Source organism: Nocardia sp. NPDC050413 (genome assembly GCF_040655475.1).
Lineage (GTDB): Bacteria > Actinomycetota > Actinomycetes > Mycobacteriales > Mycobacteriaceae > Nocardia > Nocardia coubleae.
This window is the reverse complement of sequence record NZ_JBFAJZ010000021.1, coordinates 1-21,464: the sequence shown is the minus strand read 5'-3', so window position 1 is coordinate 21,464 and position 21,464 is coordinate 1. Positions and strand designations below refer to the sequence as shown.

Here is a 21,464-nt window from a genome sequence, read left to right as displayed (position 1 = left end):
GGCTCCTCAGCTCACTACCATGTCGTCCTGCGACCAGAAGGCCCGCATGCTGGTGATGCGCCCGTCCTCGTCGAAGGTCATCACATCGATCGGTTCGAGCGTGAAGGTCTGCTCGCCGAAGCGGGTGACCACCCGGAAGTTGAACGCGGCGCTGTTGCCCGCGACCCGGATGCTCAGCAGTTCCGTCGACGTGTCGAGGGACTCGATGGCGGCGTAGAACTCGGTGATCGCGGCGTGACCGACTCGCACCTCGCTGCCGACCGGGTCCTCCACGGTGGCGTCCTCGCGGTAGAGCGCGACGACGTCGGCGGCCGTCCCGGTACCAACGGTCTCCACATACCGCCGCACCGTGTCTCGAATGTGGTCCGCTGATGTCATCGTGTCGCTCCTGGAGATGGGTGATGGAGTGGTCGATGAACGCAATCACGGCAGGTGGGTGGGTGGGCGGCTGATTCCCAGCCAGCGGGAGATCTAGGTCGCGACGCCCGTCGCGATGCTGCCGACGATCAGATCGGTGAGGGCTCCGATCGCGGCATCGAGGGAGCAGCGCCGCGCGTTCAGCTCCTCGGCGATCGTTTCGGCCGCACCGAGAATGCCGACACACCGCAGTCGAAGAGCGTCGGCCGCGAGGTCGCTGTGCGGGATCAGCGCGTCCGTCATCACCGTGAGATAGGCATCGAGCAGGTCTCGCTGGATCGTCTCCATGTCCCGATTCCCCTTGAGCGCGGCGGAGACCGCGCTGAATTCGGGCATGTCGGTGGCGCACGCGAAGTACGCGCCGCTCAGTACGCGCGCGATCTCCGCCGGGGTGGGGGCGGCGCTCGCCAGCGCGGTGGCGGTCGCGGTCCGATGGCGTTCGTCGAGCCGTCGATACAGCTCGAGCAGCAGTCCGGGACGGGTGCCGAAGTGGTCGTACACGATCGGCCGGCTCACCCCCGCGGCCTCGGCGAGGCTGAGCAGGGTCAGTGCGTCGGCGCCCTCGGCGCGCACGATCGCCAGCGCGGTCTCGATCAGTTGTTCGTGCCTGGCGGGTCTGGACAGGCGCGTCGGCGTGGTCGGCATCTTCCTCCCTTGCGTTGTCGCCCCAGTTTAGCTACAAAGTGTAAGTTGCAAAATGTAGCTTGATGGGACGAAGGAGAAGACGTGACGCGACAGGCGACATCGGTACTGATCATGGGCGGCTCGGGGCAGGCGGGCGCGGGGACGGCGACGCTGCTGCGCCGGTGGTATCCGGAACTCGAACTCACGATCGCGGGCCGTGACATCGAACGCGCGCGCCGGGTCGCCGAGAGCCTCGGTGGCGCGAACGCGGTCACCATCGACATCGCTCGCGCCGACCTCGGTCTGCCCGCCGACGCCGCGTATTCCGCGGTTGTCGCGGCACTGTGGGACGACCATCTGCACGGGCTCGGCTTCGCCGCGCGCCACGGCGTGCCGTATCTGAGCCTGTCCAGCGGCCTGCTCGACATCGCTCCCGAGGTCGTCGCGGGCAGTGGGCGGGCGAGTGCGGCGCCGATCCTGGTGGCCAGTCACTATCTCGCCGGGATCGTCGTGCTCGCCACCCTCGCTGTCGCGGCGGAGTTCGAGCGGGTCGAACGCATCGGAATCGCTGCGGCACTGGATGATTCCGATATCGGGGGACCGGCGGGCATCGCGGATCTGGAGCGCTGGTCGGCAGTCACCACCGCGGGGCTGATCCGCCGCGACGGCGTGTTCACCTGGGTCAGCGGCGACGACGCCCGCGCCGACGTACGGGTCGGTGACGGGGTGGTGCTCGCCGGGCAGAGCATTCCGATTCTGGACGTGCCGAGCCTCGCGCTGGCCACGGGCGCGCCGAACGTCCGGTTCGACCTGGCGGTCGGCGAGTCCGCGGGCCGACGGCGCGGCGCGGGAGCGTCCCTCGAGGTCATCGTCGACGTCGAGGGAACCGACTTCTCGGGCGCCGCTGCGCGAGTGCGTCGCACACTCGCGCATCCGGACGGGCAGCGTCCGCTGACCGCGCTCGGGATCGCACTCGGGGTCGAACGGTTGCTCGGGCTCCGCGGTGCGGCCGTGCCACCGGGCATCCACATGCCCGAGGCGCTGATCGACCCGGCCTACGCCCTCGAACGGATAGCGCACAGTGGCGCCACCTTCGAGGAGACCGGGGCTTAACTGCTCAGCATGTCCAGGACGGCGAGGTGGCTGAACAGCATCGACGCCCCGATCGGGTTGCCGCCGCCGGGGTACACCTCGCCGCTCACCGCGGCCATGGTGTTGCCGGCGGCATACAGGCCGGGGATCGGTTGTCCGTCGCGGTCGAGGACACGCGCGGCGCTGTCGGTGCGCAGGCCGCCCTTGGTGCCGAGATCGGAGATGCCGAAGGCTGCCGCGTGGAACGGGCCCTTGTCGATGCGAACCAGCGGTGGTTCGCCGTTGGAGAAGGCGCGGTCGTAGGCCTCGTCGCCGCGGCCGAAGTCCGGGTCGACGCCGGTGGCGACCATGCTGTTGAACCGTTCGACGGTGGCCTCGAGCTTGTCGGCGGGCACTCCGATCTTCGCGGCCAGTTCGGCCAGTGTGTCGGCGGTGTGCCACAGGCCGGCGGCGACGTATTTCTCGGTCTCGACCATGGACACGTTGGTGGCCTTGATCGGTGGCACCTCGTCTTCGGTGTCGTCGTAGATCATCCAGAACGGCAAGGTCATCTCGCCTGCCTCGAGCCGCCGGATCACCTCGCGGCCGAGCCGGTCGTAGGGGGCGGACTCGTTGACGAATCGTTCGCCGTTCCGATCGACGAAGATGCCGCCGGTGAACCACAGCGCGAACGCCGAACGCCCGTCGGGATGGGTCAGACCGGGCGACCACCAGGCCTGATCCATCAGATCGGTGTCGGCGCCCGCGGCGATCCCCGCCTGGTGCGCCAGCCCCTGATTTCCCCAGGGCCCCATGGTGTCCCGGGCCTGTCCGGGCACACCGTACTGCTCGCGCAACTGCTGGTTCTGCTCGAAACCGCCCGCGGCGAGCACCACGCCCCGGCGGGCGCGGATCGCGTGGCGCTGCCCGTCGCGTTCGACGATCGCACCGGTCACCACCCCCTCCTCGACCACCAGCTCGACCAGCGGCGAGGACAGGTGCAACGTGACGTTCGGATAACCCGACAGCGCCCGCAGGAACCGCCCGATCAGCGCCTGCCCGCCGATCAGCAGGTCGGGCAGCGGTGCCCCGAGCCGGTCGGTGTCGAGCGGACCGCGCAGGGATTCCCGCAGATCGCCCAGCTCGGCGGCGGGCAACGGGGTGGGCATGATGTGGCGCTGACCGTCGAGCCGCGCCTTGGGCGCCTTGCCGAAATAGTCGGGCCAGGGCAGCATCTGGAACGCGAAATGCTCGCCGGCTTCCAGGTATTCGATGAGGTCGCGACCGCGCCGCACATAGGTCTGCTGCAGGTCCTCGGGGGTGCGGTCACCGACGACGGCACGGTAGTAGGTGAGCGCGTCGTCGAGGGTGTCGTCGGTGCCCGCCCGCTCGAGGACGGGGTTGCAGGGATACCAGACGCCGCCGCCACCGGAATACGCTGTCGTGCCGCCGAACTTGTCGGTCGCCTCGACCACCGCGACGGTGAGCCCCTCGCGGGCCGCGGTGTACGCACCCGCGAGGCCGCCGCCGGAGCCCGCGACCAGCACGTCCACCTCGTCGTTCCAGTCCACCACTGTTCCTCCTGATACCGCCTGAACTTGTCTCGACGGTAAGCCGGTGTCCGCCGGTGTGATGCCGGTCATCCCGATCACCGGGAGGCGACAACGATCCGGCGAACGTGCCGGTCAGCGGGAAGGCCACCTGCTCGGATGCCGACCGGATCCCTAGCGTCGCGGCGGAGAACCGGTCTCCATCGAAAGGCAGGCACAGTGAAGACCCCATCGTCACCAGGGAAGGGTCCGGCCGAGGTCGACGTGGTCGTCGTCGGCGCGGGCATCGCCGGGCTCTACGCCCTGCACAAGTTCCGCGAGCAAGGACTCACCGTGCGCGTGTTCGAGGTCGCCGACGGCGTGGGCGGCGTGTGGTACTGGAACCGCTATCCGGGTGCCCGCTGCGATGTCGAGAGCGTCGACTACTCGTACTCCTTCGACGAGGACCTGCAGCAGGAATGGAACTGGAGCGAGAAGTACGCCACCCAGCCCGAGATCCTGGCCTATCTCGAACACGTCGCCGACCGCTTCGACCTGCGCCGCGACATCGAATTCGGTACGCGCGTCACCGATATCGTGCTCGACGAGCCGACGCTGCGCTGGCAGGTCGGCACCGACACCGGGCGCGCGGTGTCGGCCCGGTTCGTGGTGCTGGCCACCGGCCCGCTGTCGAACGCCAACACCCCGGCCATCCCGGGCCTCGACACCTTCGCGGGTCGGGTACTGCACACCTCGCACTGGCCGCACGACGGGGTCGATCTGGCCGGGCAGCGGGTGGGTGTGATCGGCACGGGTTCGTCCGGGATCCAGACGATTCCGTGCCTGGCCGAGGAGGTCGCGCGTCTGCACGTCTTCCAGCGCACGCCCAATTACAGTGTCCCCGCAGGCAATACGCCGCTCACCGAGGAACAGCGGCAGGCGCAGAAGGCGAACTACGCCGAGCGCAGGCGGCTGTCGATGGCCAGTGGCGGCGGCTCACCGCACCAGCCGCACCCGAAGCTCGCGGTCGAGGCGACCGACGAGGAGCGCCGCGAGGCGTATCAGCGCCGGTGGGAGCTGGGTGGGGTGCTGTTCTCCAAGACCTTCCCCGATCAGCTCCTCACCCGCGAGGCCAATGACACCGCGCGGCTGTTCTGGGAGGAGAAGGTGCGCGCGGTGATCGACGACCCGCGCGTGGCCGACATCCTGATCCCACGCGATCATCCGATCGGCACCAAACGGATCTGCACCGACACGAACTATTACCAGACCTTCAACCGCGACAATGTCGAGCTCATCGACCTGCGTGCCACTCCGATCACCGCCATCGATGCCGACGGTGTGCACACCACCGAGACGCACTACCGTCTCGACACCCTCGTGCTCGCCACCGGATTCGACGCGATGACCGGGTCGGTCTCGCGGATGAACATCGTCGGACGGGGCGGCGTCACCCTCAACGAGACCTGGGCCGAAGGCCCGAAAACCTATCTCGGACTGGGCATCTCGGGGTTTCCGAACCTGTTCAACCTCACCGGCCCTGGCAGTCCCTCGGTGCTGGCGAACATGGTGCTGCACTCGGAACTGCACGTCGACTGGGTGGCCGAGGCGATCGGGTTCCTCGACGACCGGGGCGCGGTGGCGCTGGAAGCCCGTCCCGACGCGGTCGCGGCCTGGGTGCGGGAATGCGCCGACCGGGCAGCGGGAACGCTGATGCTCGAAGCGAATTCGTGGTATCTGGGCGCCAATATCGAGGGTAAGCCGAGGGTGTTCATGCCGTTCGTCGGCGGGTTCGGCGTCTACGGGCAGATCCTCGCCGAGGTGGCGGCCGCGGGCTACAAGGGTTTCGACGTTCTCGAGGCGTGAAGCGCCGGTGACGGGGTGGTTCGTCGTCGGACGACCACCCCGTTTGCCGTGTCAGCCGGCGAACCCGCCGAAACCGCCCCGGTAGTACAGCAGCGGTCGCGCGCCCTCGGTGGCACGCAGACCGCTGATCCGGGCAAGCACGACGGTGTGGTCGCCCGCGTCGTGCTCGAGTTCCACCGACGCCTCGATATGGGCGAGCGCACCGTGCAGGGCAGGTGCGCCGTTGCCCGCGGGACTCCACTCGACACCGGCGAACTTGTCGCCGCCGCTCACCGCGAACCGGCCGCACACCGCCCGCTGATCCTCGGCCAGGATGTTGATGCACAGCGTCCCCGTGCGGCGCAGCAACGGCCAGCTCGTCGAGCTCTTGGCCGGGCAGAACGACACATACGGCGGGTCGAGCGACACCGACACCACCGACTGGCAGGTGAAACCGATCGGCCGGGTGCCGTCGTGCGCGGCGATCACCGCCACCCCGGTCGCGAAATGCCCGAGCACCGCGCGCAGCTCGGCCGGGCTGGGAACACCTGCGTCGACGACGACATTGTCTGCATTCATACCCCCAGAATCGGTGGCGGGCGGTGCGGCTCTCAAGATGTCCTCCCGGTGAGCGGTTGCCGACACAGCCGAGGTGACCGGGCCGGTTGCTACCATGCACCGGTGCCGAACACCGACCCCGACCCCGGCGTGCCCAACCTGCCGCCGACCAGTTGGGCGGTCCTGGCGATGCTCTCCTTCGAAGAGGAGATCTCCGGCTACGACCTGAAGAAGTGGGCCGACTGGAGCCTGCGCTACTTCTACTGGACCCCGTCCTACAGCCAGATCTACGCGGAACTGAAGAAGCTTGAACAGCACGGTTTCGCCTCCTCCCGGCTCGACAGCGACAACGCCATGCGCGGGCGCAGGCTGTACCAGATCACCGACGCGGGCCGTACCGCCGTCACCACCTGGTGGAATGAGGCGCCCGTCGATCCCTCGGTGCTCAAACACCATGTGCTGCTGCGCGTCATGTTCGGCCACCTCGGCTCACCCGAGCGGCTCAAGCAGATTCTGCGCGACCACATCGCCGACGTCGACCAGCTCGAGCAGCGCGCCGCCGTCGACGCCGAAGCCGCCAAATCGGAACCGGGCTGGGCCTATTCGCAGATCGTGCTGCAGTGGGCCCAGCGCCACTACGCCGCCGAACGCGAACTCGCCCAGCAGCTGATCGACGAGATCGACCAGGCCGCGACGATCCTGGCAGGCGCCGAACACGACGACCGCGCCGAGTACCCGCACCCCACGCCCGGACGCTGGCGTGAGATCGAGCAGCGTGTACAGGCGGCCGGCGGGCACCCGGACGCGCCCGAGTAGGCATCGCAGGTTGGCCCGGATCGGGTCTAGTCGAGGCCGAGGGTTTCGCGGATCATCGCCCAGATCTCGGTGCGGGCCGACTGGGTCGCGGCCAGGGACGGGACGGTCAGGAAGCCGTGGAACAGACCGTCGTAGCGGCGGTGGCGCACCGGCACGCCATCGGCTTCCAGGCGCGCGGCGTAGGCATCGCCCGCCGAGCACGGCGGGTCGAGTTCGGCGGTCACCACGACGGCCGGTGCCACGCCCGCGAGGGTTTCGGCGCGGGTGGGGACCAGGCGCACGTCGTCGGTGCCGTGCGGGGCGTACTGCTGCCAGTACCAGCGCATCGCCCGGGTGGTGTTGTAGTGGCCGGTGCCGAAGCGGCGGTAGGACTCGGTGTCGAAATCATCGTCGATCACCGGGTAGAGCAGGATCTGCGCGGCAGGCGGCGGGCCGTTTCCGTCACGCACCGCGAGCGCGACCGTGGCGGCGAGGTTGCCGCCCGCGCTGTCACCCGCCAGCGCGATGCGCGCCGGGTCGCCGCCGTAGGTGGTGATGTGTTCGGCTGCCCACCGGAATGCTGCGAGCATGTCGTCGTGGGCGGCGGGACCGGGATGTTCCGGGGCGAGGCGGTAGTCGACCGCGACGACCACCGCCCCGACACCCACTGCCATGGAGCGGCAGAACTCGTCGTGACTGTCGAGATCGCAGAAGACGAATCCGCCGCCGTGTGCGAACACGATCACCGGCCGGGGCGGCCCGTCGGCGTGAGGTCGGTACACCCGCACCGTCAACGCACCACCTGGTCCGTCGACGATCACGTCGCTGACCGACGGAAGATCGGGAAGTCGCTGTGGCGCAGCACGTCTCGCGAAGATCGCGGCCCGCGCGTCGGCGGCCGACATCGCGGCCACATCGGGAAATCCCGCGTCGAGGACGGCCAGCATCGCCGCCACCTCGGGATCCGGCACGGCACCGGGCCCCGTCGTCGGGTAGTCACGGATTGTCACTGATCCTCCTGTGAATGTGCCGACGCGGTCGGTCGGCGCGTCGTGCGCCTCACCGTAGGGCGGGAGCCCGGTGCGCCGGACCGGGTTCTCCCGCTGGGCGGAAACAACCCGCCGACCTGCCGCGACGGCTGCCTATCGTCGGCGGATGGACACCACGAACGTCTATGTCATCGACACCGTCGTCACCAGACCCGGCCGGGCCGAGGAGTTCGTCGACACGTATCTGAGCGGGTACGCGCCGGGTGCACGGGCCCGCGGTATGACACTGGAACGGCTGGTCGTGAGCCCGCCCGTCTGGTTCCCGGACGAGTGCAACACGGTGACCGCCACCTGGGTCCTCGACGGTGCCGCCGGCTGGTGGGCGATGACCTGGCAGGGCCGCCTCGACGAATCGGTGCGGCGCTGGTGGGACGACGTCGACGATCTCGTCCTCGAACGCACCAGGACCACCGGCGCCGCACCCGCCGACATCGAAAGGCTCGGCAATGTTTGACGTCGTCCGGCTCGTTCACCTGGCCCCTACGGCCGATGCCGACCGGGTACTCGCGGATCTGCGGGCCCGCGCGCTCGCGTCACCGGCCCGCCGGGTCCTTGTCCAACCGACCCTGCACGGCGTGCGCAACGGCGGGGACATCCTGGTGCACCTGCGCTTCGACGATGCGTCCTCCTGGGAAAGCGTTGCAGCACAGTGGGACTCGGTGGTCGACGGGATCGCCCACGTGGACGGCGCCGAGTACCGGGCAGGCATCGGCGGCGCCGCCGAACCGCCCACCGGATCGGTGCATCGCGTTCTGCTGCTGCGTGTCTCACCCGCTACCGCGCCGGAGACGGTCGACCGGTTCGAGGCCGATCTGCTGCGCATGCCCCGCTACATCTCCACCATCCGGTCCTGGCAGCTGAGCCGGACCACCCGCGCGACCGGATCCGCGTCGTGGACGCATGTCTGGGAACAGGAATTCACCGACCTCGACGGGCTGGACGGCGCGTATCTCATGCACCCCGTCCACTGGGCCCATGTGGACCGCTGGTTCGATCCCGAACACCCGGAAGTCATTGTGCGCGACCGCATCTGCCACAGCTTCTGCGTCAACGAGCCGGTGCGCGGGTAACGCACCGTCGACGTCGGCCGGGGCGTTGTGCTGATCGACCACACCCCAGCCGACGCGACCGCCACCCGTACCGGAAGCGGAGTGGCGGCACATGCGCGCTCGCGAACCGGACGCATCGTGGGGGAGTGACGGCCGGAGTGCCTCGATGACGGCGGAGTACCTCGATCAGGCGTAGTCGCGTGCTCGCTGACCGGTCGGCGCAAGGGGGCGTGGGCCGATATTCAACGGGCGGGGGTGCTGTTGCAGCGTCGGGCGCACTCGTACCTGGCCGTCGTCGACATGGCGCCAGATATTGAGCGCTGTGGTGCGAACCGGGGCGCTCAGACGGTGGTCGAACAGCATCCGATCCACGGGGCCGCACACCGAGACCGCCGCCACGGCGGCCTGGCCGAGGTCGCCGATCGGTGCGGCGATACAGCCGAAACCGGGCAGTGATTCCTCGCGTTCCACGGCGACGCCGTGCGCCCGCACTTTAGCCAGTTCCGCATCGAGTCGGGCCCTGGAGTTGATCGAGTAGCGGGTCCGCGAGCCCTGGGCGGTGAGGATTTCCGCGAGGCGGCGCTCGTCGGCCGAGGCGAGGATCGCCTTGCCGACCGCCGTACAGTGCGCGGGCCGCCGGCCGCCGACGCGGGTGGGCACGGCCGCGGCCAAGTCGCCACCGATCTTGTCCAGATACACCACGTCGGCGCCGTCGAGCACCGCCAAGTGCACGACGAATCCGGTGGCACGGTGCAATTCGTGCAGGAAGGGCATGGCGGCGCGATGCAGCCGATCCTGGTGCACCGCCAGCGATCCCAGTTCCATCAGCCGGATGCCGAGCTCGTAGTCACGGCCTTCGCGGCGTAGCCAACGCAACTGCACCAACCGCTCCAGCATGCGGTGCGCCGAGGACCGGGGTAGGCCGGTACGGCGCACGATCTGGGCGAGGGTGAGCCTGCCCGGCCCGTCGAAGGCGTCGAGCAGCAGGGACGCGCGATCGAGAATCGCGCTCGGGGTGGTGGCCTCGGCCTGGATGACCATGAGCTCTCCATTCGGATCAACGAGCTGATGCCTAGCGCATATTTCGATTAGGCATATGCCTATTTATACCACCTCCTGTGGTAGCTGTCACAGAAAAGCGGGCATCGCATGGCGAAAACACGAAGCCCCCGTTCCGAGCGAGGGCTCGGAACGGGGGCCGGTCGGCGCGTGTGCCGGTTACATCGCCGCGAGCGGCTCGCTGCCGGACCAGTCGTGGCCCCAGTAGCTGTCGGCGGTGATCTCCTCGGCGGTGTAGTACTGCTCGTCGACCCGCATGCCTTCGGTGCCGAACTCGATGTCCCAGCCGCCGGGCGCGCGGACGTAGAACGACACCATCTTGTCGTTGGTGTGCCTGCCGAGCGTGGAGGACACCGAGAAGCCGTCCTTGCTCACCCGGTCGAGGGCCTGGCCGACCGCGTCGAGGCTGTCGACCTCGACCATGATGTGGATCAGGCCCGGCGCCCCGCCGTGCGGCGCGGGGCACAGCGCCAGGCTGTGATGGCGTTCGTTGACACCGAGGAACCGGATCCGCACCGGCCCGTATTCCGGCGGCGCGGGAATACGGAAGGCGCCGCGCGGCAGGAAGCCGAGCACCTCGGTGTAGAACTCGAACGCACCGCCCAGGTCTATCGTCGGCAGCACCACGTGGCCCAGACCCTGTGCGCCCGTGACGAACTTCGCGCCGAACGGGGTGACCACGGGGCTGTGGTCGAGCAGCGCGCCGTGGAACACCTCGAGGGTGGCGCCGGTGGGGTCCTGGAAGGTGATGGCCTCCTCGACCCGTCGCGCGTCGGCCTCCTCGACCGACAGCGGCTTCACCGCGATACCGGCCGCCGTCACGGCCTCCTGCACCCGCACGAGGGCGGCGTGGTCGCGCACCTCCCAGCCGATGGTCACCACCGCGTCGGACTCGCCCGGCACCACCACGATCCGGGCCGCGCGCTCGTCCATTCGCAGGTACAGCGCGTCTTCGTCGGGGCCGCTGCCCTGCGCGAAACCGAGGACCTCGAAGGCGAACTTGCGCCAGCGGTCCATGTCGGCGGTCTGGATCTTCACATAGCCGAGGCTCTTGATATCTGTCATGTGCGTTGTCCTTCTTCGGTATTCGCTCAGATCATCGAGCGCAGGTTCGGGGCGGGGTCGATGCCGAGCGAACTCAGCGCCGAGGCGTGGTAGACCGTGCTCGGCACGTGGATGGCGTGGTTGAGGCCGGCGTGCGCGTCGCGCCAGAAGCGCTGCAGGGGCTTGTCCATGCGCAGCGCGTTGCCGCCGGACCGGGCGAAGATCTGGTCCACCGCCATCACCGCCCGCCACGCGGCACGCACCTGGGTGCGCCTGCCCGCCGCGCGATCGGCGAAGCCGACCTCCTTCCCGGCGTCGACCAGGTCCCACACGCGATCCACGTTGGCCAGCAGCTCCTGGCGCGCGGCATTGATATCGGCCGCCGCCTCGCCGATCGCGAACAGCACGTACGGGTCGTCCTTGACGGCGGTGCCCTGGGCGCCGACCCGTTCCCGCTGGTAGTCCAGGTGCGCGGCGAGCGCGCCTTCGGCGATGCCGACCACGGCGGCGCTGATGCCGAGCGGGAACATCGTCGACCACGGCATCTTGTAGAGCGTGTCGGTGACGCCGTACTCGCGCTGCGCGGTCCCGTCGATCACGTGATCGCCGTTCATCACCCGGTAGGACGGCACGAAGGCGTCCTTCACGATGATGTCCTTGGACCCGGTGCCCTTGAGCCCCACCACATTCCACGAGTCCTCGACGATGGTGTAGTCGGCGCGCGGCAGGATCATGTGCAGCATCGTCGGCGGCATCGCCATCTTGCCCTCGGCGTCACCGAGCATGGCGCCGAGGAAGATCCAGTCGCAGTGATCGGTGCCGGAGCTGAACTGCCAGCGGCCGTTGAAGATGTAACCGCCCTCCACCGGGCGCGCGATGCCGGTCGGTGCGTAGGGCGAGGCCATCCAGGTGTCACTGTCGGAGCCCCACACCTCCTCCTGCACCTTCGGATCGGCGAAGGCCAGCTGCCACGGGTGCACGCCGACGATGCCGCAGATCCAGCCGGTGGCCGGGTCGAGCGAGGCGGCGGCCATCACCGTCTCGGCGAACTCGCGCGGATGGGCCTCGAACCCGCCGTACTTCTTGGGCTGCAGCAACCGGATCGGGCCGGCCGCCTTCAGCATCTTCGCGGTCGCGTCGGGCAGCTGACCGAGGCGTTCGGCCTCGGGGCTCTGCTCGCGCAGGCGGTCGGCGATCGCCATGATGTTGTCGAGCACGTTGGTCATGGGTGGTGCTTTCTCTCGGGTGGGGGTGCGGATCAGGCGGTGGTGTCGACGACCCGGCCGCGGGCGATGTTGTCGGCCACCTCGGCCTCCCAGCTGGTGACGGCCCGCTCGGTGTCGATCTCGAATTCGAAGCGCTTGGTCATGTCCTCGGTGACCTCGTCGACATCGACGTAGAACTGCTTGTACCAGCGGCGCAGCTGGTAGACCGGCCCGTCCTCCTCCGAGAGCAGCGGGTTGTCGATCGGCGCCTTGTTCTTCCAGATCTCGACGTCCTGCTCGAAGCCGACCTCCACACCGCGCGCGAACTGCGCGGCCATCGCCTCGGCGTCGGCATCGGACATGCCCTGCGGTTTCTTCACCATCGCGCCGTACTGCAGCACGAAGGAGTTCTCGCTGACCGGGTAGTGGCAGTTGATGAGGACCGTCTCGATCGTCATGCCGTTGGCCTCGCTCCACAGCCAATCGATCATGTAGGAGGGGCCGAAATACGAAGCGTCCGAACGCAACGTCGAGTTCGGATCGTCGTAACTGGTGCCGACTTCGATGTCGTGGCGCGGCGTCGAGCGCATGTACTGGGTGGCGACGTGGCCCTCGAAGACGTTCTTGAAATAGCGCGGGAACGCGTAGTGCACGTAGAAGAAGTGCGCCATGTCGACGACGTTGTCGACGATCTCACGACAGTGTGAGCCTTCGATGAGCATCGAGTTCCACGTCCAGTCGGTCCATTCCGGGCTGCCGTAGCCCTCGATCTCCGGAATGGTCACCGCGTCGGTGGGCTTGCTGCCCTGCGGGTCGTGCCAGATGTAGAGCTGGCCGTTGCGTTCCAGCGTCGGCCAGGAGCGGGTCTTGGCCAGCGGGGGGACCCGGCGCGCGTACGGGATCGCCGTGCACTTGCCGTTGCCGCCCCAGCGCCAGTCGTGGAAGGGGCAGGCGATCGAGTCGCCCTTGATGGTGCCGTGGGCGAGGTTGCCGCCCATGTGCCTGCAGAAACCGTCGAGCACGTGCAGTGCGCCGTCGGTCTCGGACTGGAACACCACCAGGGTGGTGCCGAAAGCCTTGACCTCGTGGGGCACACCGTCGCGGAACGACGAGAGCAGGCCGAGGCAGTGCCAGCCGCGGGCGAAGCGGGTGGGTGCGGCAGCGGCCTCGATCTCCCGGAATTCGGGTGTGGCGGACTGGGTTCGGCCGTTCGGCGGGTTCTCCGGCATCGAAACCTCCATGTTCGGGCGGAGTGGGGATGAGCTGCGCCGATGGTGTGCCCGTCGGGGGTCGGCGGTGATGGGGTCGTCCCGGTCAGTGGACATGTTTTCCCGCCCGCGTCGCGATGTCCCGATCAGCGGGAGAGGAACCGGTCACAACACCGGCGGCCGCCTAGCGTGGCGGCCGAGCAGGACGAGAGGAGTGATCGTGAGCGTGCACGCAGGTAGGGCGGTGGCCGTCGATCTGGACACCGAGGACATCCGGTTGTTCGCGGCCCGGGCGTTGTCGCGGGATCCGGCCTACCGGCTCGCCGAGCGGCCCGTGGTCCCGCCGATGTTCCTGCCCGCGGGTGGGCGCGTCACCGGTGGCCGGACCGAGACCGACCACCGGTTCTTCGGGCCGCCGCCGCGCGCCGGTGATCGGCTGACCGCCGTCCGCGCGATCGACCGGCACGATCCGGACGGCTCCGAATCTCTCGTCCAGTACTTCGACCGCACCGGCGGGCTCGTCGCCGAGTCGTGGGCGTCGGTCACCGAATCCGTTGTCTCCGAGGACAGCACACCGCATTCGGCCGAACTGCTCGCCACCTACGCCACCGACTGGCTCGGCGCCGAGAACATCCGCCGCTTCCGCACCCGCGTGCTGCGCGCCCTGCCGCCGGGCGGCACCGTGACCTGCTCCGGCCACATCACCCAGCACTACATCCAGGACGGCGAGCCGCGCGTCGATGTCACCCTCACCGGTGTCGACGCCTCGGGGGAGATCGTCGTCCGGGCGTGGGCGAGCTTCGCCCACGATCCTGCCGCCGCGTAGGACCCGAAGCCGCCGAAATCCGGTTTCGTACCGCACGGCCCGTTCCGTGGTGGTGAAGTGTTCATGAAGGACGACGAGGTTCGGAGGTAGGAACGTGGCACGACGGTTCGAGGACAAGGTGGTCTTCGTGACGGGCGCGGCGCGCGGACAGGGCAGGGCCGAGGCGGTGCGCTTCGCCGAGGAAGGCGCCGACGTGATCGCCGTCGACGCCTGCGCGGAATTCGGTAGCACCGGGTACGCGGGGGCGACGGAAGACGACCTGGCCGAGACGGTGAAGCTCGTCGAAGCCGCCGGTCGCCGGATCGTCGCCAGCAAGGTCGACGTGCGCGATTTCGACGCGCTCTCGACCGCGCTGGCAGCGGGTATCGAGCAGCTCGGCAGGCTCGACGTGGTGGTCGCCAACGCGGGCATCTGCTCGGCGGCACTGTCGTGGGAAATCACGCCCGAACAGTGGCGCGAGACCATCGATGTGAACCTGACCGGCGTGTGGCATACCGCGAAAGCCGCTGTGCCGCACCTGATCGCGCAGGGCAGCGGCGGCGCGATGGTGTTCACCAGTTCGGTGGCCGGGCTCAAGGGCATGCCGTTCGTCGGCCACTACGTCGCCAGCAAACACGCCATCACCGGCCTGGCCAAGACCATGGCCAACGAGCTCGGCGGGTACGGCATCCGGGTGAACACCGTGCATCCGGCGGGCGTGGCGACCGGGATGCAGATGGGCGAGATGGGCCCGCTGCTCGAGGAGCACGCGAGCACGCTCGGGCCCATGTTCATGAACGCGCTGCCCAGCTACATCTGTCAGCCGGAGGAGATCGCGGCGGCGGTGGCGTGGTTGTGTTCGGACGAGGCGGGTCAGGTGACGGGCGCGCAGATCCCGGTCGACATGGGCAATCTCAACCGCTGAGCTTGGTATTTTTATACCGGCACGGCTAGTGTCGGTATGAAAATACCGAGTGGAGGCGTGATGGTGGAGTTGAAGACTCCCGAGGAGATCGAACGGATGCGGGTGACCGGCCGGTTCGTCGCGGACGTACTGGCCGGCGTGCGCGAACGGGCGCTGGTGGGGGTGAACCTGCTGGAGCTGGAAGCCTATGTGCGCGAACGGATTCGCGAACGTGGTGCGGTGTCGTGCTACTGGGACTACTCGCCCTCGTTCGGGCGTGGACCGTTCCGCAATACGGTGTGCTTGGCCGTCAACGACGCTGTCCTGCACGGGCTTCCGCACGATTACGTGCTGCGCGACGGTGATCTGCTCACCGCCGACCTGGCCGTCACCATCGACGGCTGGAGCGCGGACTCGGCGATCTCGTTCACCGTCGGCACCGGCTCGGCCGACGATCAGCGGCTGGTGCGGGCCACCGAGGAGGCGCTGGCCGCCGGGATCGCGGCCGCGCAGCCCGGCAACCGGCTGGGCGACATCTCGGCCGCGATCGCCGATGTCGCACGCGGATACGGGTATCCGATCAACACCGAATACGGCGGGCACGGCATCGGGCGGACCATGCACGAAGATCCGCACGTGGCCAACAACGGCCGGGCCGGACGCGGTTTCCTGCTGCGGCCGGGGCTCACCATCGCCATCGAGCCCTGGTTCGCGGCGGGCACCGACAAGGTCTACACCGACGCCGACGGGTGGACCATCCGCTCGGCCGATGGATCGCGCTGCGCCCACAGTGAGCACACGATCGCCGTCACCGCCGACGGGCCGAGCGTGCTGACCTCGCGAAACTGATCGGTATCCTCTGTCGAATCGGACTTATAGCCCATAGCAATAGCGCATCATGGTGGTGTCGAGCTGGTCCCGGGGTAGTCGGATCAGCGCATCGGAGGGACATCCCATGAAATTCACGCAGTTGCTGGCCGCCGGTCTGTTCACCGTCGCCGCGACCGGTATCACCGCCGCCACCGCCCACGGCGCTCCCGTGGCCGGTCCGTCGCTCGCCGGTGTCGACGGCGCCGTCGCCTACACCGCTGCCCTCGCCTCGGACGGGTCGGAGGCGACGGTCGAATTGACCTCGGGCACTTTCGAACTCACCCCTGACGCGGGTGTGGCCGTGCTCTCCCCGGACGGCGCGCGGGTCGGGTTCATCCCAACCACGGTGGCCATGGTCGCTGGTCCCGCCGTGCAGGTGATTCCCGAAATCGACGCTACCGCAACGTCGCTCACCCTCACGCCCGTCAACGCACCCGCCCCGAACCCGGCGGCTCTGCAGCACATCGATCAGACCGGCAATATCGTCGCGGGCGTCGCCATCGGCTGCGTCGTCGGCGCACTCATCGGCCTGATCTTCCTGCTGGTCAGCGCCATTCCGGGGTGCATCATCGGTGCGGTGATCGGCGGGGTGATCGGCGCGAATCAGTAGAACCGGGGCGGTGGGTCAGCGGACGCGACTCACCGCCCACCGGCCGGCGAGGAGGGCGGCTCAGAGGCTGTGATCGGTGAACGCGCCGTCGGCGAGGACCGGAACGACGGTGTCCCCATCGATCTGCGCCGCGATGTCGACATCGTCCCCGAACCCACCCGATCGAAGTTCTCGGCCCGACGCACACTCGTCCAGCTCCGTGCCGATGTCCGTCACCGACAGGAAAGCGTGTGCGGCGGAACGAGCTTCGGGCGAGGGGCGACCGCAACCTCGCTCGATCAGCGCGGCCACGAGGGCTCCCGCGCCGAGCAGGTCCTCGACAGCGGGCCGAAGTGTCGCGTCGTCCGCCCAGCGCTCACCGGCGGGAACGATCGCGATCGGCTGCTCGGGCGTGCCCCACCGCCGCTCGGCGATCCACGTGGCGACCGCTTCGGCATTGCGAAGACAGGCCGCGACGACGGGCGCCCCCACGACAGCCGAGGCGATGGTGGAGCCGTTGGGGGAGGGCAGGACGAGGCGATCGGTGAACGGTGCTCGGCGGAGCGCCGCCGGGGACAGTGACCACGGATGGGCGGCATCGACAGCACGTCGCCCGACGGCGAGCTCGGCACCGTGCCGCGCGGCGAACACCTGCGCGGAATCGTCACGCCACCGATAGGGGTAGACCGCTATGCCCGCCGAGACGGCAACAGACACCGCGGTACTGAACGACAACACATCGACCACCACGACACACGCCGCACCCGCGCCGATCACTGCAGCTCCCGTCGGCCCCCAGTCGAGGCGAATCCCGAACCCTTCCTGCCGGGCCCACCTGGGGCTCATGGTTCCGCTCCGATCTCCGCATCGAAACGGATAGTCCGGTCAGTGCTTTCGTTTGTTCAGTGAGAGGAAACCAGCCGGAACGTGGGTCGGGCAGCCTTCTGTTCACCGGGAGCTGAAGGCCTGCAGTGGTGTCCGGCTAGAGGTCAAAGTTGGTGGGTCGGTGGGCTGAGGTCGAGGGTCGGGGGTGGGCGGAGGCGGCGGAGGGTGCCGTCGATGCTGGTGACGTAGAGGGACCAAGACGGGCCGTCCGGGGCGAGACGAGCCGAGGTGGGGCCGATCGGCGGTGGGGACGGCAGCGGAGTGGGTGGGGTGGTCCAGCCGGTGGCTATGGTGCACCAGGAGCCGGTGGTGGTGTCGACGCGGTAGACATTGCCCGAGTAGTCGCCGATGACGTAGGCGGTTCCGTCGGCGGACACGTCGAGGTCGTCGAGGACGGGGAGGAATCCGTCGGTGACGGTGGCGACGACCTCGGGTTCGTCCGGTGCGTCCAGCGGGATGCGCAGGACCTGGGACAGGGCGATGTCGTCGGTGTAGATCGAGCGGCCGTCGGGGGAGGCGGCCAGGCCGTTCGGGCGGTGCACGGGGGACCAGGCGAGGGTGAACTCGCCGGTCGACGGGCGGTAGCGGCTGATGCCGACCGGCGGCCACGGGACCGACAGCTGGGAGATCAACAGGTCGCCGTCGGGCAGCAGGAGCAGGCCGTTGGGTTGGACCAGATCGGGGAGCAGGATGGTGACAGTGCCGGTCGGCAGATCCAGTGCGCGCAGGGTGCCGCCACCGTTCGGGGTGCTGCCGTCGCCGGTGACGAAATACAGTGTGTCACCGGACAATCGAAGGCCCGCCGGATGGTCGAGGCCGGACAGGACGAGTGTGACGGTGCCTGCCGCGTCGACGTGCAGGATTTCACCGCGCAGGAGGCCGCTGACGTAGAAGCCGCCCGCTCCGTCGTACTCGAGGTTTTCCAGAGCGCCCAGATCGGCGGCGAGCACGTCGGCCTGCCAACCGTCGGCACAGGAGTGCGACTGTCCCTGGGCGACGGTCACCGGAATCGCACCGACCACGGCGACGGCCGCGAATGTTGTTGCTACGCAACGCCTGATGAATTGCTTACTGCTCCGCCCCTGCACGGTGGCAGCTTACTGTTCCGCCAGGTACGGCGCCGGTCGAAACCTACGATGCGCGTGCTGACGATCGATGCCGGGGGGTCGATGTCGACTACGAATTCCAGGTCGGGGCCGGTCAGATGCTGATGGGCCTGCCGATCTGTTGCCGACCGATCCGACCGGTAGCCGAATCCTCCGGTTTCGCGATCAACCCGATGGCGACCCACCGTTCGGCGAGCGGCTGGGAGCAGGTCGATCAGTCGGTGGTCGCGAGCCATGTGGCCAGCTGGTCCGATGCCGCGGCGTCGGCAGACAGGGCGGCGCGCTCCTCGGCGGTGAGGGAGAGGGCGTTCATTGCGGATTTCCAGTGCGCGAGGCGCTCGGAATCACCTGCGGCGACGGCGAGTTCGGCCAGGGCGGCGTAGGCGCGGGCCAAGTCGGCCGCGGCTGCGGTGGCGCCGAAACGGCGTAGACCGGTTTCCAGGGCGCGGGTGGCGGCGCGGTCGTCGTTCTTGAAATCGCGGAAGATGCGGGCATTGTCGAGAACTTTCGGCAGGCCGTCGAGATCGCGGGAACCGCCGTATTCGAGGGACTCCGGTTCGTCGCGCTGGATCACCAGCACCGTATTGCCGACCGGATCGACCAGCGTGAATCGCGACTGCCCTGGCCGGAAACGGGTGATCCGCGGGCAACCCTTCACGGGGATCCTGCCGTATTCGGCGCGCAGCGCGGCCGTGAACTTCGCGTGCCGGTCGGCGACGTCGTCGACCAGCAGCAGCGCCGCGACATGTTCGAGGGGAAGCTCGACCCCGCCGGGGGCAGGCGAGAAATGCAACGCGGTCCCATGACCCTCGACCACCCCGTACGCGTACGGCCGCGTCTGCTCGTGGGTCACCGTCCACCCCAGCGTCCGGTAGAACGCCAACGTGGCCGCGAGATCACCACTCCACAAAATCGGCACTGCGGCATCGCTCATGAATCCGAGCCTACGAACCTTTCCGCCGCCCCGCCCGTACCAGTTTTCGCACCGCTAGGCTCAGAGAATGACGAACCGCCTGGGCGAGGTTGCGACCGCGAACTATGTTCTGCTCACCACTTTTCGTAAGGACGGCACGCCCGTCGGCACCCCGGTGTGGGCTGTGTCGCGCGAGGACAAGCTGTATGTGTGGACGGTGACCGACAGCTGGAAGGTCAAGCGCATCCGCCGCAACCCCGAGGTGACCGTGCAGCCGTGCGATGCGCGCGGTAAGACGCACGGTGCGGTGGTGTCGGGTACCGCGCGCGTACTCGACGGGGCCGAAACCGAGCAGGTCCGCTCGTTGCTGCGGCGCAAGTACCGGCTCACCGGCCCGCTGGTGATCTTCTTCAGCAACCTGCGCCGGGGCAAGGACGGCACCATCGGTCTCGAGATCACGCCCGCCTGACCGAAACGGTACCCAGTACCGCTGGTATCGGATACTGTGGGGGTTCAGACGAAAGGACTCCCATGGCCGAGAACCGCCGCCGCGCCGTCGTGATCGCGGGTGCCCGCACCCCGTTCGTCCGCGCGTTCACCGACCTGACCCGGCTCGACAGTATCGCCCTGGCCGGTGCGGCGGTGCGTGGTCTGCTCGCGCGCACCGGCATCGCGCCCGCCGAGATCCAGTCCATTGTGTGGGGCGGGGTGATCCTGCCCAGTCATGCGCCGAACATCGCGCGCGAAGTGGCCCTGGATCTGAATCTGGATTTCGGGTGCGAGGGGTACACGGTCACCCGGGCGTGTGCGTCGGGACTGCAGGCCGTCACCTCGGCGGCCGCAGCGATCGAACGCGGCGAATACGACATCATGATCGCCGGTGGCAGCGACTCCACCAGCAATGCCGAGATCAAACTGCCGCAGAAAGTGGTGCACGCGGTCGCACCCGTCGCGCTCGGGAAACCGTCGGCCAAGGACTATCTCGACGTCGTGCGTCAGCTCGCGCCGTTCACCGACATCCTGCCGCGTCAGCCCAAGATCTCCGAGCGGACCACCGGTGAGGTGATGGGTGAGTCCGCCGAGAAGATGGCAAGGATCAACGGTATCTCCCGCGCCGACCAGGACGCTTTCGCCGCCCGCTCCCACCAGCGCGCGGCCGCCGCTATCGCCTCGGGCCGATTCGATGACGAGGTCGTGCCGATCGAGACGCTGTCCGGCAAGCGGATCGCGACCGACGGTTTGGTCCGGCCGAATACGAGCGTGGAGAAGCTGGCCGCGCTGAAGCCGGTCTTCGCCGAGAACGGCACGGTCACCGCAGGTAACGCGAGCCCGCTCACCGATGGTGCGTCGGCGGTGTTGTTGATGAGCGAGGAGAAGGCTCGGGCACTGGGGCTCACGCCGCTGGCCGCCTTCCGTTCGTGGAGCTATGTGAGCGTCGACCCAGCGGACCAGGTACTCATCGGACCGGCGATCTCGATGCCGCGCGCGCTCGAGAAGGCAGGGATGTCCCTGGGCGATATCGACCTCGTCGACATCCATGAAGCCTTCGCAGCGCAGACCCTTTCGGTGCTTCGTATGTTGGAGAGTACGGAGTGGGCCAAAAACCGGCTCGACCGCGATGAAGCGGTGGGGTCCGTCGATATCGACACCTTGAACGTGCACGGCGGCTCCATCTCGCTCGGCCACCCGTTCGGCGCCACCGGCGCCCGAATGGTGACGACCATGGCCAATGAGCTGGCTCGGAGCGGGAAAGAGACCGCGCTGTTGGGCATTTGCGCGGCGGGCGGTATCGGGGCCTCGGCAGTGCTCGAGAGGGTGTGAGGCGGGGAGCCACTTAAGTCCGTCATGACCGCCCTCCCAGCCCCGCACGACCCGACCTCGAGGAGGGTCCGCCGCGAAGCGGCGCAGCGGCCCGGCCGCGCGAACAGCGCTCGAAGCG

General features: G+C 68.6%; 23 protein-coding genes. 11 read left to right on the top strand and 12 right to left on the bottom strand.

Going from position 1 to position 21,464, the window contains the following annotated elements:
* Positions 1 to 6: 6 nt before the first annotated feature.
* Both AB0I19_RS28285 and AB0I19_RS28280 read right to left on the bottom strand, forming a co-directional pair.
* Positions 7 to 378, bottom strand: a complete 372-nt coding sequence (locus AB0I19_RS28285; RefSeq protein ID WP_067492156.1) for a nuclear transport factor 2 family protein — start codon at positions 376 to 378, stop codon at positions 7 to 9.
* Between the two features lie 93 nt (positions 379 to 471).
* Complete coding sequence (locus AB0I19_RS28280; protein WP_357152925.1) at positions 472 to 1,062, bottom strand: TetR/AcrR family transcriptional regulator; 591 nt, start codon at positions 1,060 to 1,062, stop codon at positions 472 to 474.
* A gap of 81 nt (positions 1,063 to 1,143) precedes the next feature.
* Between AB0I19_RS28280 and AB0I19_RS28275 the strand changes: the two genes are divergently transcribed.
* Positions 1,144 to 2,154: a saccharopine dehydrogenase gene (locus AB0I19_RS28275; RefSeq protein WP_357152922.1), complete on the top strand. Its 1,011-nt coding sequence runs from the start codon at positions 1,144 to 1,146 to the stop codon at positions 2,152 to 2,154.
* Here AB0I19_RS28275 and AB0I19_RS28270 read toward each other — a convergent pair.
* Entirely contained in the window at positions 2,151 to 3,686 is a 1,536-nt protein-coding gene (locus AB0I19_RS28270) for an FAD-binding protein (RefSeq protein ID WP_357152919.1), read from the bottom strand. The two genes, AB0I19_RS28275 and AB0I19_RS28270, sit on opposite strands and share 4 nt — an antisense overlap.
* 195 nt (positions 3,687 to 3,881) lie before the next feature.
* Here AB0I19_RS28270 and AB0I19_RS28265 point away from each other — a divergent pair, with 195 nt between their 5' ends.
* On the top strand, positions 3,882 to 5,507 hold the full coding sequence (locus tag AB0I19_RS28265; RefSeq protein ID WP_357152917.1) for an NAD(P)/FAD-dependent oxidoreductase: 1,626 nt from the start codon (positions 3,882 to 3,884) through the stop codon (positions 5,505 to 5,507).
* 51 nt (positions 5,508 to 5,558) lie between these two features.
* On the opposite strand, the gene AB0I19_RS28260 is transcribed toward AB0I19_RS28265, so the two are convergent.
* Positions 5,559 to 6,065, bottom strand: a complete 507-nt coding sequence (locus AB0I19_RS28260; RefSeq protein ID WP_067492161.1) for a flavin reductase family protein — start codon at positions 6,063 to 6,065, stop codon at positions 5,559 to 5,561.
* 168 nt (positions 6,066 to 6,233) lie between these two features.
* Between AB0I19_RS28260 and AB0I19_RS28255 the strand changes: the two genes are divergently transcribed.
* A complete protein-coding gene (locus AB0I19_RS28255; protein WP_357152981.1) occupies positions 6,234 to 6,860 on the top strand; it encodes a PadR family transcriptional regulator in 627 nt (208 codons plus the stop codon).
* A gap of 26 nt (positions 6,861 to 6,886) precedes the next feature.
* Here the strand turns inward: AB0I19_RS28255 and AB0I19_RS28250 are convergent, their stop codons facing one another.
* Positions 6,887 to 7,849, bottom strand: coding sequence for an alpha/beta hydrolase (locus AB0I19_RS28250; RefSeq protein ID WP_357152914.1), 963 nt, complete (start codon positions 7,847 to 7,849; stop codon positions 6,887 to 6,889).
* A 145-nt stretch (positions 7,850 to 7,994) separates the two neighbouring features.
* Between AB0I19_RS28250 and AB0I19_RS28245 the strand changes: the two genes are divergently transcribed.
* Both AB0I19_RS28245 and AB0I19_RS28240 read left to right on the top strand, forming a co-directional pair.
* Complete coding sequence (locus tag AB0I19_RS28245; protein ID WP_357152911.1) at positions 7,995 to 8,342, top strand: hypothetical protein; 348 nt, start codon at positions 7,995 to 7,997, stop codon at positions 8,340 to 8,342.
* Positions 8,335 to 8,958: a Dabb family protein gene (locus AB0I19_RS28240; RefSeq protein ID WP_357152908.1), complete on the top strand. Its 624-nt coding sequence runs from the start codon at positions 8,335 to 8,337 to the stop codon at positions 8,956 to 8,958. Before AB0I19_RS28245 ends, AB0I19_RS28240 begins: the two co-directional genes overlap by 8 nt.
* A 165-nt stretch (positions 8,959 to 9,123) precedes the next feature.
* Here AB0I19_RS28240 and AB0I19_RS28235 read toward each other — a convergent pair whose 3' ends face one another.
* The 4 genes from AB0I19_RS28235 to AB0I19_RS28220 all read right to left on the bottom strand — a co-directional run bounded on the left by AB0I19_RS28235 (position 9,124) and on the right by AB0I19_RS28220 (position 13,486).
* The gene (locus AB0I19_RS28235; RefSeq protein WP_357152906.1) at positions 9,124 to 9,978 is read right to left on the bottom strand and encodes an IclR family transcriptional regulator; all 855 of its coding nucleotides are present in this window, start codon (positions 9,976 to 9,978) and stop codon (positions 9,124 to 9,126) included.
* A gap of 177 nt (positions 9,979 to 10,155) precedes the next feature.
* Positions 10,156 to 11,061 (bottom strand): biphenyl-2,3-diol 1,2-dioxygenase, encoded by a 906-nt coding sequence (bphC, locus tag AB0I19_RS28230; RefSeq protein ID WP_357152903.1) that lies wholly within the window; start codon positions 11,059 to 11,061, stop codon positions 10,156 to 10,158.
* A gap of 26 nt (positions 11,062 to 11,087) precedes the next feature.
* Positions 11,088 to 12,266 (bottom strand): acyl-CoA dehydrogenase family protein, encoded by a 1,179-nt coding sequence (locus AB0I19_RS28225; protein WP_181696352.1) that lies wholly within the window; start codon positions 12,264 to 12,266, stop codon positions 11,088 to 11,090.
* A 32-nt stretch (positions 12,267 to 12,298) separates the two neighbouring features.
* Positions 12,299 to 13,486 carry a Rieske 2Fe-2S domain-containing protein gene (locus AB0I19_RS28220; RefSeq protein ID WP_067492168.1) on the bottom strand — a complete coding sequence of 396 codons (1,188 nt, stop codon included), beginning with the start codon at positions 13,484 to 13,486 and terminating at the stop codon, positions 12,299 to 12,301.
* 187 nt (positions 13,487 to 13,673) lie between these two features.
* Between AB0I19_RS28220 and AB0I19_RS28215 the strand changes: the two genes are divergently transcribed.
* The 4 genes from AB0I19_RS28215 (at position 13,674) to AB0I19_RS28200 (ending at position 16,642) form a co-directional block, all read left to right on the top strand.
* Positions 13,674 to 14,279 carry a hypothetical protein gene (locus AB0I19_RS28215; RefSeq protein WP_357152901.1) on the top strand — a complete coding sequence of 202 codons (606 nt, stop codon included), beginning with the start codon at positions 13,674 to 13,676 and terminating at the stop codon, positions 14,277 to 14,279.
* Positions 14,280 to 14,373: 94 nt separating this feature from the next.
* On the top strand, positions 14,374 to 15,183 hold the full coding sequence (locus tag AB0I19_RS28210) for a mycofactocin-coupled SDR family oxidoreductase (RefSeq protein ID WP_357152898.1): 810 nt from the start codon (positions 14,374 to 14,376) through the stop codon (positions 15,181 to 15,183).
* 60 nt (positions 15,184 to 15,243) lie between these two features.
* Positions 15,244 to 16,011 carry a type I methionyl aminopeptidase gene (gene map, locus AB0I19_RS28205; protein ID WP_357152896.1) on the top strand — a complete coding sequence of 256 codons (768 nt, stop codon included), beginning with the start codon at positions 15,244 to 15,246 and terminating at the stop codon, positions 16,009 to 16,011.
* Between the two features lie 106 nt (positions 16,012 to 16,117).
* Complete coding sequence (locus AB0I19_RS28200; protein ID WP_357152893.1) at positions 16,118 to 16,642, top strand: hypothetical protein; 525 nt, start codon at positions 16,118 to 16,120, stop codon at positions 16,640 to 16,642.
* A gap of 60 nt (positions 16,643 to 16,702) precedes the next feature.
* On the opposite strand, the gene AB0I19_RS28195 is transcribed toward AB0I19_RS28200, so the two are convergent.
* The 3 genes from AB0I19_RS28195 to AB0I19_RS28185 all read right to left on the bottom strand — a co-directional run bounded on the left by AB0I19_RS28195 (position 16,703) and on the right by AB0I19_RS28185 (position 19,546).
* On the bottom strand, positions 16,703 to 17,467 hold the full coding sequence (locus tag AB0I19_RS28195) for a 2-phosphosulfolactate phosphatase (protein ID WP_357152891.1): 765 nt from the start codon (positions 17,465 to 17,467) through the stop codon (positions 16,703 to 16,705).
* 143 nt (positions 17,468 to 17,610) lie between these two features.
* Positions 17,611 to 18,510: a hypothetical protein gene (locus AB0I19_RS28190; RefSeq protein WP_357152889.1), complete on the bottom strand. Its 900-nt coding sequence runs from the start codon at positions 18,508 to 18,510 to the stop codon at positions 17,611 to 17,613.
* Positions 18,511 to 18,826: 316 nt separating this feature from the next.
* Positions 18,827 to 19,546 (bottom strand): VOC family protein, encoded by a 720-nt coding sequence (locus AB0I19_RS28185; protein ID WP_357152886.1) that lies wholly within the window; start codon positions 19,544 to 19,546, stop codon positions 18,827 to 18,829.
* A 67-nt stretch (positions 19,547 to 19,613) separates the two neighbouring features.
* Between AB0I19_RS28185 and AB0I19_RS28180 the strand changes: the two genes are divergently transcribed.
* Positions 19,614 to 19,994, top strand: coding sequence for a PPOX class F420-dependent oxidoreductase (locus AB0I19_RS28180; RefSeq protein WP_067492176.1), 381 nt, complete (start codon positions 19,614 to 19,616; stop codon positions 19,992 to 19,994).
* Positions 19,995 to 20,056: 62 nt separating this feature from the next.
* Entirely contained in the window at positions 20,057 to 21,346 is a 1,290-nt protein-coding gene (locus AB0I19_RS28175) for an acetyl-CoA C-acyltransferase (protein WP_357152883.1), read from the top strand.
* Positions 21,347 to 21,464 lie beyond the last annotated feature (118 nt).

Coding starts and splice junctions, on each gene's coding strand:
- AB0I19_RS28200 (WP_357152893.1), top strand. CDS start 16,118: ATGAAATTCACGCAGTTGCTGGCCGCCGGTCTGTTCACCGTCGCCGCG.
- AB0I19_RS28240 (WP_357152908.1), top strand. CDS start 8,335: ATGTTTGACGTCGTCCGGCTCGTTCACCTGGCCCCTACGGCCGATGCC.
- AB0I19_RS28280 (WP_357152925.1), bottom strand. CDS start 1,062: ATGCCGACCACGCCGACGCGCCTGTCCAGACCCGCCAGGCACGAACAA.
- AB0I19_RS28285 (WP_067492156.1), bottom strand. CDS start 378: ATGACATCAGCGGACCACATTCGAGACACGGTGCGGCGGTATGTGGAG.
- AB0I19_RS28175 (WP_357152883.1), top strand. CDS start 20,057: ATGGCCGAGAACCGCCGCCGCGCCGTCGTGATCGCGGGTGCCCGCACC.
- AB0I19_RS28180 (WP_067492176.1), top strand. CDS start 19,614: ATGACGAACCGCCTGGGCGAGGTTGCGACCGCGAACTATGTTCTGCTC.
- AB0I19_RS28220 (WP_067492168.1), bottom strand. CDS start 13,486: ATGGAGGTTTCGATGCCGGAGAACCCGCCGAACGGCCGAACCCAGTCC.
- AB0I19_RS28185 (WP_357152886.1), bottom strand. CDS start 19,546: ATGAGCGATGCCGCAGTGCCGATTTTGTGGAGTGGTGATCTCGCGGCC.
- AB0I19_RS28235 (WP_357152906.1), bottom strand. CDS start 9,978: ATGGTCATCCAGGCCGAGGCCACCACCCCGAGCGCGATTCTCGATCGC.
- AB0I19_RS28225 (WP_181696352.1), bottom strand. CDS start 12,266: ATGACCAACGTGCTCGACAACATCATGGCGATCGCCGACCGCCTGCGC.
- map (WP_357152896.1), top strand. CDS start 15,244: ATGGTGGAGTTGAAGACTCCCGAGGAGATCGAACGGATGCGGGTGACC.
- AB0I19_RS28245 (WP_357152911.1), top strand. CDS start 7,995: ATGGACACCACGAACGTCTATGTCATCGACACCGTCGTCACCAGACCC.
- AB0I19_RS28255 (WP_357152981.1), top strand. CDS start 6,234: ATGCTCTCCTTCGAAGAGGAGATCTCCGGCTACGACCTGAAGAAGTGG.
- AB0I19_RS28195 (WP_357152891.1), bottom strand. CDS start 17,467: ATGAGCCCCAGGTGGGCCCGGCAGGAAGGGTTCGGGATTCGCCTCGAC.
- bphC (WP_357152903.1), bottom strand. CDS start 11,061: ATGACAGATATCAAGAGCCTCGGCTATGTGAAGATCCAGACCGCCGAC.
- AB0I19_RS28260 (WP_067492161.1), bottom strand. CDS start 6,065: ATGAATGCAGACAATGTCGTCGTCGACGCAGGTGTTCCCAGCCCGGCC.